Source organism: Alteribacter natronophilus (genome assembly GCF_006007885.1).
Taxonomy (GTDB): Bacteria; Bacillota; Bacilli; order Bacillales; family Salisediminibacteriaceae; genus Alteribacter; species Alteribacter natronophilus.
This window is the reverse complement of the sequence record NZ_VCRO01000004.1, coordinates 165,434-179,659: the sequence shown is the minus strand read 5'-3', so window position 1 is coordinate 179,659 and position 14,226 is coordinate 165,434. Positions and strand designations below refer to the sequence as shown.

Annotated in this window: 14 protein-coding genes; 7 read left to right on the top strand and 7 right to left on the bottom strand. The window is 49.5% G+C overall.

Annotated features, from left to right (window positions below; genetic code table 11):
* Positions 1 to 19: 19 nt before the first annotated feature.
* Entirely contained in the window at positions 20 to 1,345 is a 1,326-nt protein-coding gene (gene xylA / locus FGB90_RS13720; RefSeq protein WP_138811417.1) for a xylose isomerase, read from the bottom strand.
* Between the two features lie 123 nt (positions 1,346 to 1,468).
* Here xylA and FGB90_RS13715 point away from each other — a divergent pair, with 123 nt between their 5' ends.
* Positions 1,469 to 2,080: a YesL family protein gene (locus FGB90_RS13715; protein ID WP_138811416.1), complete on the top strand. Its 612-nt coding sequence runs from the start codon at positions 1,469 to 1,471 to the stop codon at positions 2,078 to 2,080.
* Positions 2,081 to 2,237: 157 nt separating this feature from the next.
* Here FGB90_RS13715 and FGB90_RS13710 read toward each other — a convergent pair whose 3' ends face one another.
* The 3 genes from FGB90_RS13710 to FGB90_RS13700 form a co-directional block, all read right to left on the bottom strand.
* On the bottom strand, positions 2,238 to 3,059 hold the full coding sequence (locus FGB90_RS13710; RefSeq protein WP_138811415.1) for a carbohydrate ABC transporter permease: 822 nt from the start codon (positions 3,057 to 3,059) through the stop codon (positions 2,238 to 2,240).
* A 12-nt stretch (positions 3,060 to 3,071) separates the two neighbouring features.
* Positions 3,072 to 3,950 carry a carbohydrate ABC transporter permease gene (locus FGB90_RS13705; protein ID WP_138811414.1) on the bottom strand — a complete coding sequence of 293 codons (879 nt, stop codon included), beginning with the start codon at positions 3,948 to 3,950 and terminating at the stop codon, positions 3,072 to 3,074.
* 106 nt (positions 3,951 to 4,056) lie between these two features.
* Positions 4,057 to 5,373 carry an extracellular solute-binding protein gene (locus tag FGB90_RS13700; protein WP_138811413.1) on the bottom strand — a complete coding sequence of 439 codons (1,317 nt, stop codon included), beginning with the start codon at positions 5,371 to 5,373 and terminating at the stop codon, positions 4,057 to 4,059.
* A 217-nt stretch (positions 5,374 to 5,590) separates the two neighbouring features.
* Between FGB90_RS13700 and FGB90_RS13695 the strand changes: the two genes are divergently transcribed.
* Both FGB90_RS13695 and FGB90_RS13690 read left to right on the top strand, forming a co-directional pair.
* A complete protein-coding gene (locus tag FGB90_RS13695; protein WP_138811412.1) occupies positions 5,591 to 6,790 on the top strand; it encodes an ROK family transcriptional regulator in 1,200 nt (399 codons plus the stop codon).
* Positions 6,790 to 8,394 (top strand): glycoside hydrolase family 43 protein, encoded by a 1,605-nt coding sequence (locus FGB90_RS13690; RefSeq protein ID WP_138811411.1) that lies wholly within the window; start codon positions 6,790 to 6,792, stop codon positions 8,392 to 8,394. The genes FGB90_RS13695 and FGB90_RS13690 overlap by 1 nt, the downstream gene beginning before the upstream one ends.
* A 297-nt stretch (positions 8,395 to 8,691) precedes the next feature.
* Here the strand turns inward: FGB90_RS13690 and FGB90_RS20140 are convergent, their stop codons facing one another.
* Positions 8,692 to 8,892, bottom strand: a complete 201-nt coding sequence (locus FGB90_RS20140) for a PfkB family carbohydrate kinase (RefSeq protein WP_210237243.1) — start codon at positions 8,890 to 8,892, stop codon at positions 8,692 to 8,694.
* A 7-nt stretch (positions 8,893 to 8,899) separates the two neighbouring features.
* Positions 8,900 to 9,598, bottom strand: a complete 699-nt coding sequence (locus FGB90_RS13685; protein ID WP_210237242.1) for a ribokinase — start codon at positions 9,596 to 9,598, stop codon at positions 8,900 to 8,902.
* Positions 9,599 to 9,742: 144 nt separating this feature from the next.
* Between FGB90_RS13685 and FGB90_RS13680 the strand changes: the two genes are divergently transcribed.
* From FGB90_RS13680 to FGB90_RS13665, 4 genes are all read left to right on the top strand, one after another.
* The gene (locus FGB90_RS13680; RefSeq protein WP_138811410.1) at positions 9,743 to 10,078 is read left to right on the top strand and encodes a YolD-like family protein; all 336 of its coding nucleotides are present in this window, start codon (positions 9,743 to 9,745) and stop codon (positions 10,076 to 10,078) included.
* A gap of 162 nt (positions 10,079 to 10,240) precedes the next feature.
* Positions 10,241 to 11,677, top strand: coding sequence for a spore germination protein (locus FGB90_RS13675; RefSeq protein ID WP_138811409.1), 1,437 nt, complete (start codon positions 10,241 to 10,243; stop codon positions 11,675 to 11,677).
* A complete protein-coding gene (locus FGB90_RS13670) occupies positions 11,674 to 12,765 on the top strand; it encodes a GerAB/ArcD/ProY family transporter (protein ID WP_171051834.1) in 1,092 nt (363 codons plus the stop codon). Before FGB90_RS13675 ends, FGB90_RS13670 begins: the two co-directional genes overlap by 4 nt.
* A complete protein-coding gene (locus FGB90_RS13665; RefSeq protein ID WP_138811407.1) occupies positions 12,762 to 13,916 on the top strand; it encodes a Ger(x)C family spore germination protein in 1,155 nt (384 codons plus the stop codon). The genes FGB90_RS13670 and FGB90_RS13665 overlap by 4 nt, the downstream gene beginning before the upstream one ends.
* Positions 13,917 to 13,938: 22 nt before the next feature.
* Here the strand turns inward: FGB90_RS13665 and FGB90_RS13660 are convergent, their stop codons facing one another.
* A complete protein-coding gene (locus FGB90_RS13660; RefSeq protein WP_138811406.1) occupies positions 13,939 to 14,157 on the bottom strand; it encodes a hypothetical protein in 219 nt (72 codons plus the stop codon).
* Positions 14,158 to 14,226: the final 69 nt, after the last annotated feature.

Genomic DNA, 14,226 nt, shown 5'->3' with positions numbered 1-14,226 from the left:
CCCTCCCCGTGTCCTGTTGTTATTCTCCAGCGTACGCACGGAGCAGGTACTGATTGATGACCGCTTTAATGCGCTCCTGTTTGCCGGATTGATTCTTAATCTCGCCGAGGCTGAGGGCATGGTCCTCAAGCTGTTTAAAGTCTGCCTTACCGTCCACAATGTCCTTGCCGATTCCCTCTGTATAGCTCTTGTAACGGCTGCTGACCAGATCCTCCATCACGTTATCATCAATCAGCTTCTGCGCCACCTTCAGTCCGACTGCAAAAGCATCCATACCGGCGACGTGTGCTTCAAACAGGTCTTCCGCTTCAAAGGAACCCCGTCTCACTTTTGCATCAAAATTCAGGCCGCCTGAACCGAGCCCGCCATTTTTAATAATTTCATACATGGCAAGTGTCGTTGAGTAAAGGTCAGTCGGAAATTCATCTGTGTCCCATCCGAGCAGCGGGTGCCCCTGATTGGCATCCACTGATCCGAGCATGCCGTGAGTGCGGGCGTAGCGGAGTTCGTGCTCAAACGTATGGCCGGCCAGCGTGGCGTGATTGGCTTCAATGTTGAATTTAAAGTGGTCCTGCAGTCCGTAATGCTGGAGGAATGCATACCCGCTTGCCACATCGAAATCATACTGATGGGAAGTCGGTTCTTTCGGTTTCGGCTCAATGAGAAACTGGGCGTCAAAGCCGATTTCCTTCGCATAGTCGACAGCCATATGGAAGAAGCGTCCCATGTTGTCCAGCTCCAGTTTGAGATCCGTGTTCAGAAGCGTTTCATACCCTTCACGGCCGCCCCAGAATACGTAGTTTTCCGCACCAAGCTCTTTTCCGATTTCGAGACCTTTTTTCACTTTTGCAGCAGAGTAGGCAAACACGTCTGCATTGCTGGAGGAAGCCGCTCCATGCACAAAACGTGGGTTCGTAAAGTTGTTCGCTGTATTCCAGAGAAGCTTCGTTTTACTGTCTTTCATATATTCTTTGATCATCCCGGTGATCTCATCGAGGTTTCGGTACGTTTCTCTTAAACTGTCACCTTCAGGGGCAATATCCACATCGTGAAAACAGAAATACGGTACGCCGAGCTTTTCGAAAAACTCAAAAGCTGCCTCCACCCGTGCTTTCGCCAGGTCCATTCCTTTAAAATGATCCCACGGACGGTCTGCCGTGCCTGTACCGAACGGATCCGACAGATCCTCTGTAAAGGTATGCCAGTAGGCAACGCCGAAACGGAGGTACTCTTCCATTGTCTTTCCGGCTATTTTTTCCTGCGGGTCATAAAACTTAAAGGCATACGGATTCGTTGAGCGGGGTCCTTCAAACTTCACTTTTTCAACAGATTTAAACATTGTCATAGTTGTTACCTCCTGGAAATTAACGTATATTTTTTCTTTGTTAATTCAATAGACAAACAAAGGTGTTACATCCATCCATAAATCCCTTATAATGAAACTGACGTTAATGTCAGGAGGGATCAGATGAGCCGCACACTGTACAGCATGATGGAATGGATTACCAGATTTGCATACATAAACGTGTTATGGATCGTATTCACACTTGCCGGAGCTGTCCTGCTCGGACTCTTTCCGGCCACAGCAGCCATGTTCTCCGTTATCAGGAGGTGGCTGATGGGAGACACGGATCTCCCTGTCTTCACGACATTCTGGAAGTACTATAAAATCGAATTTCTGAAAAGCAATCAGCTTGGGATTGTCATTTATCTGCTATCTTCAATTTTCGTGTTCAATCTCTTTTTTCTCCATGCCAACATCGGAGAACTGTTTACATGGACGTCAGCGCCTCTTCTTGCAGGACTGCTTTTGTTTCTGATGATTCTGTCCTATCTGTTTCCGGCTTATGTTCACTTTGACCTGTCTCTTTTCAAAACAGCCAAAAACGCCTTTCTCACAATGCTGGTCAGTCCCGGACATACGCTGCTGATGCTCATCAGTCTCGGAGCTTTTTACACTCTCGTCTCCGCGGTCCCTGCCCTCGGATTTATTTTCGGGGTCAGCTACTCCGGGTTCATCATGATGTGGTTTGCTCACCATGCCTTTAACAGGATCCAGGAGAAACAGCAGCCTCAATAACTGCCCGCTTCCCGGCGGGTGGTTTTTTTATCAGGCTGCAGGCGGACGCTTTCCGCGGGCATCGCTTCAGCCTCCTCGGGAAAAACGTCCCTGCGGGGTCTTCACCTGATGTTGTTCCCGCCGGAATCGCCGCCTTTCGCTCCATAATTAATCTCATCTATCCCTTAACCGCACTCGAGGAAATGCCGTCGACGATTTTGTTACTGAAAAACAGGAAGGCAATGAGAATTGGAAGCACACTGATCACAAGCGTGGCGCCGATCGCACCCCAGTCGGTCATATACTGGCCGACGAAATTCTGAATCCCCACCGTCAGCGTTTTGTAACGGTCAGAGGAGATAAACGTATTTACAAATACGAATTCATTCCAGTTATAAATCATGTTAATAATGGCAGTCGTCGACAGGATTGGAGTGGAGATCGGTAAAATGATCCCAAAGAACAGCCGGTGAAGAGATGCCCCGTCGATAATGGCAGCCTCCTCGATCTCTCTCGGAATCGTGTAGAAGAAACCGAGCAGAATCATCATCGTAATCGGCAGGTTATAAGCCGTATAGGTGAGAACAATGGACCACGGGTTATCAATCAGGTTCACACTTAAAAACATGCTGAACAGCGGAATTAATGATGAATGAATCGGGATCATCAGTCCGACCATAAACAGGCCGAGGAAAAACTTATTCAGCTTCCACGTCATTCTCGTAATCACAAAAACTGCCATACTTGCAAACAGCAGCGTCAGTGCAATCGAAACGCCGGTAATCCAGACACTGTTAAAGAAATAGTTTCCGATCCCTCCCTGCCAGACGTTTACGTAGTTCTGCCATTGAATTTCACTCGGAAGAGCAAAAGGGGATCCTGCAAAGATTTCCCGATTATCCTTAAGGGAAAATAAAAACAGCCAGACGATCGGAAAAATCTGAAAGACCGCCACTATACTTAAACAGATGTACAGCAGGAAGTAGCCGATCCGTCCCATATGTCAACCTCCCTAATATTGAAGTTCTTCTTTATCCGCAGTGAGTTTGCGCACAATTAACGTAACCAGGAGTGTTATTAAAAGCAGCATAAATGCAACTGCACTTCCGTATCCGAAATTATTGTTCGCAAATGCGAGTTTATACATATACGAGGCCATTACTTCACTTGCCCCGTTCGGCCCGCCGCCGGTCATGACCCAGATAAGGTCAAAGTATTTCAGAGAACCGATGATGGCAAGAACCACGGTTACTTTCACTACCCCCATAATAAGAGGCAGTTTAATCTTGTAGGCAATCTGAATTGGTGTAGCCCCGTCGATTTTTGCTGCTTCAACGATGGACTCCGGGATTCCTTTAAGCGCTGCATAATAAATAAGAATATAAAAACCTGCGTACTGCCAGAGAATCGGAACGAAAATCGAGTACAGGACGATGTTCGGATCCGCAAGCCATAATGGCGGATTCTGAACACCCAGACCCCGTAGAATTTCATTCAGCATTCCATTGGAAGGGTTATAGATTTTGATCCAGAGCTGGGCAATCGCCACGGATGATAAAAGCATCGGAATCAGATAGATCTTCCTCAAAAAGTCCGCACCTTTTATTTTCGAGGCGAGAATCATTGCCACAGCAAGGTAAATGATCAGACTCAGTGTTGAAAAAAGAGCCAGCAGAAAAGAATGACCTGCGCTTCGCCAGAAGACCCCGTCCTGAAGAACATTTATATAATTGGCGAGACCGATAAATTCCATCGAACCAATGCCGTCCCACCTCATCAGGCCGTAATAGCCTGTAAGAACCAGTGGAATAAAGATCAGAATGCCAAGCAGCAGCATCGCAGGCAGAATATAAAGGGTAATAAACCATTTGTCAGACATGACTTTATTCATATTCCACAACTCCAGTAAAAAAAGAATGGAAAAGGGCAATCATGTGATTAAGACCGCCCTTTTCTTACCTGCTCGTTTCCCGTTCGGCTCCGGACATCCGGTCCGGTTACTCCTGCGAAAGAGCTTCCTCGTGCTTCTCTGCAAATTCCTCAGGGGTAATTTCCATACCAAACAGCGACTGAATCAGATCCAGGTGTGTCTGGGCCACCGAGGCACTCATCTGAACATCTGCATAAAGTGTGAGATTCGTAGCCTGGTTGAGATCTTCAAGAACCTCCACATACATGTCCGGAAGCTCCAGATCCTCTCCGTCCACAATCGTTGCCGGGATTACGCCGGCTTCACTGACTGCTCTTTCTCCCCACTCCTGTACAAAGTAGGCTGCAAACTGTTTCGCCTCGTCCTGAACGTCCGAGTTTTCACTCACAAACAGACCAACACCAGGTCCCCCGACAAAGCTGTCAGTGTCCCCTTCCCCATCTACAGTAGGGAATTTAAAGTAACCCACGTTGTCCCGGAATTCCTGAGGAACATCCTCATTTGTGGTATAGTTCGGAAGGTCCCAGGTGGCAATCATATACATGGCAGCCTGGTCATTCATAAACATACTCTTGGCTTCTTCATCGGCCAGTCCGTTGAATCCGCTTGCAAAAGAATCATTTTCAACCATTTCCTGTACTTTTGCCGCTGCCTCTACAAGCGCCGGGTCTTCAAAAGATCCGCTTCTGTCGATCGCGCTGTTCAGGGCATCTTCCCCGCCAATGCGGTCAGCAAAGTACATGTACCACATGGAGCCGGTCCAGCGGTCTCTGTTTCCGAGTGCAATCGGCTCCACATTATTTTCATTCAGTGTATCGATGACTGCCTCAAGCTCGTCATAGGTCTGTGGTGCCTCTAGACCGTACTCGTCAAAGATCGCCTGGTTATAGTAGACATATACCGTGTTCAGTTCAAGGGGAAGGCCGTACGTCTCACCGTCTTTTTCATAGGCTTCAAGTGTTCCTGCCACAAACTCATCTCTCAGTCCGTCTTCCAGCATATCATCCAGCGGGGCAAACTGATTGCCATTTACAAACGGATCAAGATAGCCCGCAGCCCACGTCATTCCTACGTCAGGAAGCTGATTGGAAGATGACAGCACCGTCATCTGATCCTTGTACTGCTCGTTGCTCAGAACCTGCAGGTCGATGTTAATGCCGCTGTTCTCCGACTCAAAATCATCAATAATTTCATTAACAATGCGATGATGCTCAGCAGAACTTCCCTGAGGCCATAGATGCATGAATTCAACTGTTGCCGAATCACCGCTGTCACCGTTACCGCTTCCTTCCACATTCGCATCATCGGTTCCTCCACATCCTGAAGCAGCCAGACTCAGCGCAGCTAAAGCAGCAAACGAAGAAATCGCTTTCATTTTCACCATGATGTTTCCCCCTTTAATTTTTGAAAAAGTAAGACTGTAAATTCAGAATATCATCACAATCATAGTTTGTCCAGTGGATAAACTAAGTGTATAATAAAAACTATAAATGCTATAATAGATTCCACTAAAGCGTTTTCAAATCATTCAAACATACTCTTCACACCGTTTTTAAACGCGATCAAACGTAGAATCTAAAAAAGAAAGTGTGGAGCCGACTATGAAAATGATTCAGACATTCAATCAGCACGTTGTTAAAAAGCGGAACAAATCACTGGTTCTTCATTCCATTATTCATTCCTATCCGATCTCACGTGCCGGCATTGCCGCCCAGACGGGACTGAATAAGGGAACCGTTTCCTCCATGGTGAGTGACCTGCTTGAGGAGGATCTCATTTCCGAATCCGGCCCCGGGGTCTCCAGCGGAGGCAGACGCCCGGTCATGCTGCTGTTTAATCAGTCTGCCGGCTATTCCATCGGGATTGACATCGGCGTGAACTACATTCTTGCGGTTTTATGCGATCTTCAGGGGAACATCTGCAACGAAAAGCAGATGAAAGTGGAAAATCTGTCCCTCGACGACACGCAGGACCTGCTCTTTCAGGTCATTGACGCCCTGATAAAGGAGATGCCTGAATCCACTTACGGCGTCGTGGGGATCGGGATTGGCGTACCAGGTACAGTCAGTCTTTCAGGTGAAATACTGCTTGCCCCAAACCTTGACTGGAAAAACGCTGATCTGAAAAGCGTGATTGAAGACCGCTACCAGGTTCCTGTCAGAATTGAGAATGAAGCCAACGCCGGGGCTTACGGGGAGAAAAAGTTCGGTGCCGGAAAAGAATTAAATGACATCATTTATATCAGCGGCGGCATCGGGATTGGGGTTGGCCTCATTCTGAACGGTGAGCTGTACAGAGGACACAACGGGCTGTCAGGAGAGCTCGGTCATATGACCATTAATATGGAAGGACCCGTCTGCAAATGCGGCAACAGAGGATGCTGGGAGCTCTATGCCTCGGAGAAAGCCCTTCTGAAACTGGCACGTGAGCAGAACCTTTCCCGCTCCGGTAACAGCCTTTCACTGGAAGACATCATCTTCCTTGCAGAGACCGGAGATGCAGAAACGATTAAACTGATCCAGGCCCACAGCCGCTACCTGGCGGTTGGGATAAACAGTATTATTAACAGCTTCAACCCTGAGCAGATTATTATCGGCAACAGACTCGTCCTCCTCCAGGAGTGGCTGGAGCCTGCGCTGGCAGACTGTCTTAATCAGCAGGGCAGCTCCCCATCCGAGAAGGACTTTGAGATTCACTTTTCAAAGCTGGAGAAAAGATCCGCCGCTCTCGGAGTTGCTGCCTTTTCTGCAGAGCAGTTTCTGGCAGTAAATATAGAAGAAAAAACAGAGGAGATGAAGTAATGAACATGATTCAAAATCCAATTCTTACAGGCTTCAATCCCGACCCGAGCATCTGCCGTGCTGGCGAAGACTATTACATCGCCGTTTCCACATTCGAATGGTTTCCCGGGGTGGGAATCTATCATTCCAGGGATCTGAAAAACTGGCGTCTCGTTTCAAGACCTTTAAACCGGCTCAGCCAGCTTAACATGATGGGCAACCCCGACTCCGGCGGAATCTGGGCTCCTGCTCTTTCCTACAGCGACGGAAAGTTCTGGCTCATTTATACCGACGTAAAAGTGACAGAGGGACAGTGGAAAGACTGTCATAATTACCTCGTTACCTGCGAGACGATCGACGGTGAGTGGTCGGAGCCGGTACATATGAACAGTTCAGGCTTTGACCCCTCTCTTTTCCATGACGATGATGGAAGAAAGTACTTCGTGAACATGGTCTGGGACCAGCGTGTGGGCAATCATCCTTTTTACGGCATCGTCCTTCAGGAATACAATGCCGAGGAAAGGAAGCTGACAGGGCCAAAGGAAATCATTTTTAAAGGTACGGATGTAAAGCTTACCGAAGCGCCGCATCTGTATAAAATCAACGGTTATTATTATCTGTTAACTGCTGAAGGCGGTACAAAATACGACCATCAGGCTACCATTGCCCGCTCGGAAAATCTATGGGGGCCCTATGAAGTTCATCCGGAAAACCCGCTCATCTCGTCTTTTGCTTCGCCGAGAAACCCCCTGCAGAAAGCCGGACATGCCTCGATCGTTGAAACCCATACGAATGAATGGTTCCTCGTTCATTTAACAGGGAGACCGCTGCCGATGGAAGGACAGCCACTGCTTGATCCCCGCGGATTCTGTCCCCTCGGTCGGGAGACAGCGATTCAGCGGCTGGAGTGGAAGAACGACTGGCCGTACGTTACAGGTGGAAACGAGCCGTCAGCGGAAATAACCGGCCCTGCCATTGATGAAGTGAAGTGGGAAAATACCGGGGAAAAAGAAGACTTCGATTCAGAGAAACTGAGCCTGGACTTTCAGACACTGCGTATTCCCCTTAACGAACAGACCGTATCGCTTCAGGACCGCCCCGGCCACCTCCGTATTTACGGCAGGGAATCGCTGACCTCGAAGTTTACCCAGGCCTATGTGGCCAGACGCTGGCAGCATTTTCAGTTCCAGGCGGAAACCAGAGTTTCCTTCCAGCCTGAGTCCTTCCAGCAGGCCGCGGGTCTTGTAAACTACTACAATACGCAGAACTGGACGGCCCTGCAGATTACACTGGATGAGGACAAAGGGCGGATTCTCAAGCTCACCGTCTGCGATAATTTCTCATTTTCTGAGCCTCTTCAGGGCCGCGAACCTGTGATACCTGACGACGTGGAGTATGTTTACCTGCGGGTTGATGTGGATTCAGCCGTTTACCGGTACTCCTATTCCTTCGATGGCAGCAGCTGGACAGAGATCCCTGCTGAGCTTCCTTCGTGGAAACTGTCCGATGACTACATTCAGGGCGGTGGCTTCTTTACCGGTGCCTTTGTGGGCATGCAGTGCCAGGACACATCCGGAGCCGGACAGCCTGCGGACTTTGACTACTTCATTTATAAGGAAAAATAATCGTATTCTTCGTAGAAACTGGGCCAGAAGTGTTTTTACAGACGGAAATCCGAACAACCAATATGCGGGGCAGGTAAATCGCTCCTGAAATATACGCTGCTTTCCGCGGGAAGCGGCTGAGCCTCCGCGTGCTTCGCCCTGCGGGGTCTCACCTGCGCTTTTCCTCCCGCAGGAGTCAGCGTATATTTCATCCGCTAATGCTGTTTATTCTCCGGGTTCTCTCTGTTGGACACTTCCTTTATGTCCCGGCCTCTTCTTTTTTATTTCCCTCTCCTTCTTCCACCCCTGTTCTGTTCCTCACAGAGAGTCCACTTCGCTCCTGTATGCCATGGCAGGGGACGTTCCTTCTCTCGTGACCGAGAGAGCAGCTGCCCGGTTTGCTTTCCGGCAGGCTTCATGAATCCCATTTCCCTCTGCGACAAAAACAGCGAGTGCTCCGTTGAAGGCATCTCCTGCGCCCGTTGTGTCCACGGCTTCCACCTGGACGCCCTCTACCATTGTCCCTTCACCGTCTGTGTGGCACGTAGCATCCCTGTTTTCCAAGGGTGATGATGACGTTTTGGACCCCTTTTTCCGCCAGCTTACGTGCAGCAAGCCCGGCGGTTGCTTCGTCCCGTACGTCAATCCCGGTCAGGAGACGGGCTTCCGTTTCGTTCGGTGTGATATAAGCGGCACCGGCGAGGAGATCGTCATCGATTTCCTGGTACGGCGCCGGGTTCAGAATGAGGGGTTTCTCATACTTTTGTGCCATCCCTGCGGCTGCTTTCACTGCCTCCATGGAGATTTCGAGCTGAACGAGAATCACGTCTGCCCGGGCAAAAGCCTCTCCCGCAGCCTCCACATCCTCTTTTGTCATCACTCCGCACGCACCCGGCGAGACGATAATCATGTTTTCACCCTGGTCATCGACGGCGATCAGTGCTGTACCGGTGGCCTCCTTTTCGTGCCGGGTAATCCAGGGCGCATTAATTTTTTCAACGGTAAAATTGCGGATTGCCTCGTCACCAAAAGGATCCACGCCGACTTTGGTTACCATCGTTACGTCCGCTCCGAGCCGTGCGGCGGCAACTGCCTGGTTGCCTCCTTTTCCCCCCGGCCCCATTTTGAACGGGCCGCCGAGCACGGTTTCCCCGGCTCCCGGCATGTGTGGCGTGCGTGCCATCAAATCGGTGATATAGCTTCCTGCCACGAGTACATTTGCCATTTTACGGTCACCCTTCCCTGCTTCGTATTTTTCTTCTTTTATCATGACATGTTTTCAGCGGTTTCTCCATACACTAAAAATAAGAACACACGTTCTTGTTTTATTTACCGAAATTCATTATGATAAGTACAGGAGGGATGACCGATGAACGAAAAAGACAGGGGAACAATTAAATGGACGTCCCTTATGCTGCCGGAGCATGTGCGGATGCTGAAGGAGCATCAGCAGTCATATTTCAAAGAACCCAAACCCCAGCTTGACCCCCAGCAGATGGAGGAATTTGAGCGGACCCTGTGCGAGGCGATGGCACGGAACTGTCCACTGTCTCTCACCTGCTGGAAGGACGGTCATTTCATGCAGGTCGACGGCTATGTTCACTACATCAACCATGCCGGGCGGAAACTTCACCTTGTCACCTCTGATGGAGAAGCCGCTTATGTTTCTTTTACCGACCTTACAGACGTAAAAGTGTCGGACTGAGCCGGTGCTTTACGTGCCCGGCCCCTTGTCAGCCGATTTTCCAGCGTATACATAATGAATTTTTTCTGTTACGGCTGCGGGCCCGGGACATGCTTCCTGAAACACCCTTATTTAATCTTCCTGTTTTTACCCCTGAAGGAATAACCTGCAGGGGTTTTCCTTATGCTAAGGGCAGCATTGGGTGTGAAGGGAGGAGCAACTGTGGAGCTGTACGCCTGTACTATAGAAGAAATGAAAGAGAAGATTACGGCGGCCTTTGAGAAATCGGACGATTTTGATACACGGAGCTTTACCACACGATCCGGCAAAAAAGTGTTTCTGGCATTCTTCTCCGACATTACAAACGACGATCAGATTCGAGACAATGTTCTTACTCCCCTCATGGAAGCTGCTGAAATCACTGATTTAAGAGATATTCTAAGCACTCCCGGGCTGGCCCGTCCTGCCACGTGGAAGGAGCTGATCGCCGCTCTTTCCAAAGGAGATGTTCTCGTTCATGCAGACGGCCAGCCTCCCTGCCTTCTTCCTCTCACTGATTATAAAAAGCGGCCTGTCGCGACTACAGAAGTGGAGAATCACATCTATGGTTCCCACAACGGCTTTGTAGAAGACAGCCTGACGAATATCTCTCTCGTCCGGAAACTGATCAGGCATGAGAATCTCAGGCTTAAGGAATTTGAACTGGGAAAAGGCAGCCGAACCCATACCGCCCTTCTCTATCTCGAAGGCTATGCGGACCCGGGGCTTGTAGAGGAAGCGGAACGGCGCATTAAGCAGTACCGCAAGGATCACCTTTTCTCAGTGGGAGAGCTTGGTATGGTCCTTAAGGATCACTACTATGCCCTGTTTCCCCAGACCCTTATGACGGAGCGGCCCGACAATGCCGCCCACGCCCTTTCACAGGGAAAAGTAATCATCATTGCCGACAACACACCGTACTGCCTCGTTATTCCCGTTACAATGATGGACCTGCTCCAGACAAGTGAGGAAAACGGTTATACCGTACCGTGGAATCTGACGTTTCCCCGTGTAATCAGGTTTCTTTCCATGATCGTCGGTGCTGTTCTGCCTGCATTGTATGTAGCATTAGTTGCTTTTCACCCTGAACTGATTCCCACCACCCTCACTCTGACAATCGCACAGTCCAGGGCGCAGATTCCGTTTCCCGCTCCCCTGGAGGCACTTCTGATGATGGTCGCTCTTGATGTTCTCGTGGAGGCCAGTATCCGTCTGCCGAGTTTTGTAGGTCAGACGATCGGGATCGTAGGTGGTCTTGTGATCGGAACGGCAGCTGTGGAAGCAGGTATCGTGAGCAGCACAATGATCATCGTGATCGCTTTTACAGCGGTGGCAAACTTTACGATGCCGAACTGGGAGTTTTCCAGCTCCTGGCGCCTTATCCGGTATGGCCTCCTGCTTGCCGCTTCATTTCTCGGCCTTTTCGGTTTAATGCTTGCTCTTTGCCTGCTTATGATTCATCTGTGTCATATCAAATCATTCCATAAGCCGTTTCTTTCTCCGCTGACGCCGCTTAACGGAAAGGAACTGACAGATATTTTCTTTCGGACAAAGAACCGGGATAAGGGGGAACCATCGTGACTACGGGCATTAACACAAAAGGATTCCGCTCATTCGATATTTTTGTCTTTGTCTACTGCTCCACAGTAACTCTTGGGGTGATTTTTCTTCCGTACGTGGCAGAGGAGGAAATCCGCAGTGCCTGGCTGAAACTGGCGGTCTCAGCGCTGCCGTATTTTCTGCTTCTGTATCTGCTTCACCGATTTTCCCGGCATTACGAGTCCCGGGACCTCTTTAAGGAAGTAAAAGTCCGGATGTGGACCTGGCTGTACGGGGCCATTCTTCTCTATTTTTTCGGAAGTGTGATCTACAGTATTCTGAACGGTCTGAAAGGGCTGACAATGATTACAGCCGTCTACCTGCTTCCAAATACCAGTGAATGGATTCTGGCGCTTACCTTTCTTGCCGCCGGAGGATTTGCAGTCTGGTACGGAGGTATAGAAACGATCACCAGATTTGTTGTCCTTCTTTTCTTTCTGGAGCTTATCGTTCTGTTTCTTCTTATTGCCCTGCTGTTTGCAGGATACTTCAGATGGATTTACATCCCTCCGGTTTTCGGTGTCGGAGCAACCGATTTCTTTAAAAGCAGTATTTCGGATGCCGCCCGGTACGGAGGAATTATCGCTGTACTGGGATTTCTCCCGTTCGTACGAAAAGACGTTTCTGTCGGCCCTCCTGCAATTGCAGCCATAACGTTTCTGATGATCACCTACGTTCTTGTGGCTGTCATTACACTCGGCACGTTCGGGTTTGAACAGTCCCTTGTTCAGCTTTCCCCCATTACGTCCCTGGTGCAGGCATTAACGACACGGATGGGGGTTTTTGAGCGGCTCGATCTTGTTTTTCTCGGTATCTGGGTTGTATCTTTTTTTAAGATTTATATGATTCAGCTGTGGTTTGTTTTCTTTATCAGCCACAAATGCACCGGGAGCAGAAAACGGTGGCCGTTGATTGCGTCTGCTGCTGTCATTGTCTTTGTACTGTTTCTTCTGACCCCGCCATATATCGGACAGAACCTGCAGGCGTATAATATCAACGTCCTCATTTACAGCTTCGTCCTTCCTCTGTTTCTCCTGGTGTTTTTATTTATCAGGGGGAAACGGGCATGAGGGAAAAAGGAATTCTTCTGCTCGCGCTGCTCATGCTCATAGGTTCAGTTTCAGGCTGTGCAATGGAGGATGCGAGAGAAATTGATCACCGGACGATGATTATTGCCTTTGGCATTGAAAAAGGGGAGGAACAGGAGTACAAAGTGACGATCCAGGTTCCAATTATGACAGCCATCGGGGCTGAAGAAGGAGTTAACCTCAACGAATTTAAAACGTTCAGCCAGGAAGGGGATTCAATCCTGGATGCTGTCGCCGGCCTTGAATCCAGGACGCCCACTGTCCTTTTTTTCGGCCACCTGAAGGTTGTGGCAATCAGTGAGGAACTGGCCCAGAAAGGACTTGGGGATCTGATTGATTTTGTGGGCCGGCGCCCCCCTCTTTCCAACCAGGTTTATCTGATGATTATAGAAGAGCCGGAATCGGTGGAGGGGTTTCTTGCTACCGAATCTCCTCTGATCAGTCTGCCTGCCCTGTATCTGGACCGGTTCTTTCACGCCGAGCAGAAAATATCGCGTACTGACGAAAGCAGGCTGTTTGAGTTTATCCGGGATTACAACATGATTTCCGAGGCCTCCACTCTCCCGATGGCTCATTCGGCCGATCACGAAATCGTCATCGAAAACCTTGCTGTGTTTAAAAAAGAGAACATGGTGGCGGAACTGAAAGGAAAAGAAGTCGGAATGAGCCGCCTTCTTAAAGAAGAGGAAGTTCTGGAGCTTAATTACACAGTGCCGATCAGCAGTGGGGGAAAAGTGGTCGATGCCTCGATCCGGCTCGACCTCAGAGCGGAGGTGGACTATGAAACAAATAATCCGGTTCACTTTAATATAAACGTTAACGGTGTTGGAGAGCTCGTGGACATGGCTGACATGGAAGTAAACACAACGGAGGACGTGATCAGTGAAATTGAGAAGAAGCTTGCCGCACAGGTGGAGCGGGAACTGAGAAGTACCATCAGCAAAATGCAGGAGATTAACGTGGAACCCTGGCTTCTCGGCCACCGGGTCTGGGCGATGGATCATAAATATTTTGAAACGCTTGAGTGGGACGAAGGCGGCTGGCAGGAGGCTGAGTTTACCATTGAAGCCGATATTGAAATGACAAAACTCGGCCAGCGCGGGATGCATACAAAAAAGAAGATCGGACGTTAACAGCGGGGGTGTCATCCCCGCCTCACCCCCGGCGCGGTTTACCTGCGGCAGGCCGGTACCGCTTGACGACGCGGGCTGCCGTCACTTTTCCTTTTGCCATTTCGATTTCGATTTCATCCCCCATTTTCACCTGGATGGGAAGCTCGGTCAGGGGAAGGGAAAAGTCCTTTTCGGCCGGGTCGTGCGGCATAAGGACGGCGTACACATTTTCAACTACCCGATCGACGGTGTATTTTTTCATCCGGCTCACTCCTTTCGGAATATGATTGCTCATGAGGGCAAATAGTATAAAGGACTAAAGTAATTGGAG

Bases quoted from the DNA above. Each gene is read 5' to 3' on its own strand.
- FGB90_RS13665 (WP_138811407.1), top strand. From the start codon at position 12,762: ATGAGGGAAAAAGGAATTCTTCTGCTCGCGCTGCTCATGCTCATAGGT.
- FGB90_RS13675 (WP_138811409.1), top strand. From the start codon at position 10,241: ATGCTAAGGGCAGCATTGGGTGTGAAGGGAGGAGCAACTGTGGAGCTG.
- FGB90_RS13715 (WP_138811416.1), top strand. From the start codon at position 1,469: ATGAGCCGCACACTGTACAGCATGATGGAATGGATTACCAGATTTGCA.
- xylA (WP_138811417.1), bottom strand. From the start codon at position 1,345: ATGACAATGTTTAAATCTGTTGAAAAAGTGAAGTTTGAAGGACCCCGC.
- FGB90_RS20140 (WP_210237243.1), bottom strand. From the start codon at position 8,892: ATGGTAGAGGGCGTCCAGGTGGAAGCCGTGGACACAACGGGCGCAGGA.
- FGB90_RS13680 (WP_138811410.1), top strand. From the start codon at position 9,743: ATGAACGAAAAAGACAGGGGAACAATTAAATGGACGTCCCTTATGCTG.
- FGB90_RS13705 (WP_138811414.1), bottom strand. From the start codon at position 3,950: ATGAATAAAGTCATGTCTGACAAATGGTTTATTACCCTTTATATTCTG.
- FGB90_RS13690 (WP_138811411.1), top strand. From the start codon at position 6,790: ATGAACATGATTCAAAATCCAATTCTTACAGGCTTCAATCCCGACCCG.
- FGB90_RS13710 (WP_138811415.1), bottom strand. From the start codon at position 3,059: ATGGGACGGATCGGCTACTTCCTGCTGTACATCTGTTTAAGTATAGTG.
- FGB90_RS13700 (WP_138811413.1), bottom strand. From the start codon at position 5,373: ATGGTGAAAATGAAAGCGATTTCTTCGTTTGCTGCTTTAGCTGCGCTG.
- FGB90_RS13660 (WP_138811406.1), bottom strand. From the start codon at position 14,157: ATGAAAAAATACACCGTCGATCGGGTAGTTGAAAATGTGTACGCCGTC.
- FGB90_RS13685 (WP_210237242.1), bottom strand. From the start codon at position 9,598: ATGGCAAATGTACTCGTGGCAGGAAGCTATATCACCGATTTGATGGCA.
- FGB90_RS13695 (WP_138811412.1), top strand. From the start codon at position 5,591: ATGAAAATGATTCAGACATTCAATCAGCACGTTGTTAAAAAGCGGAAC.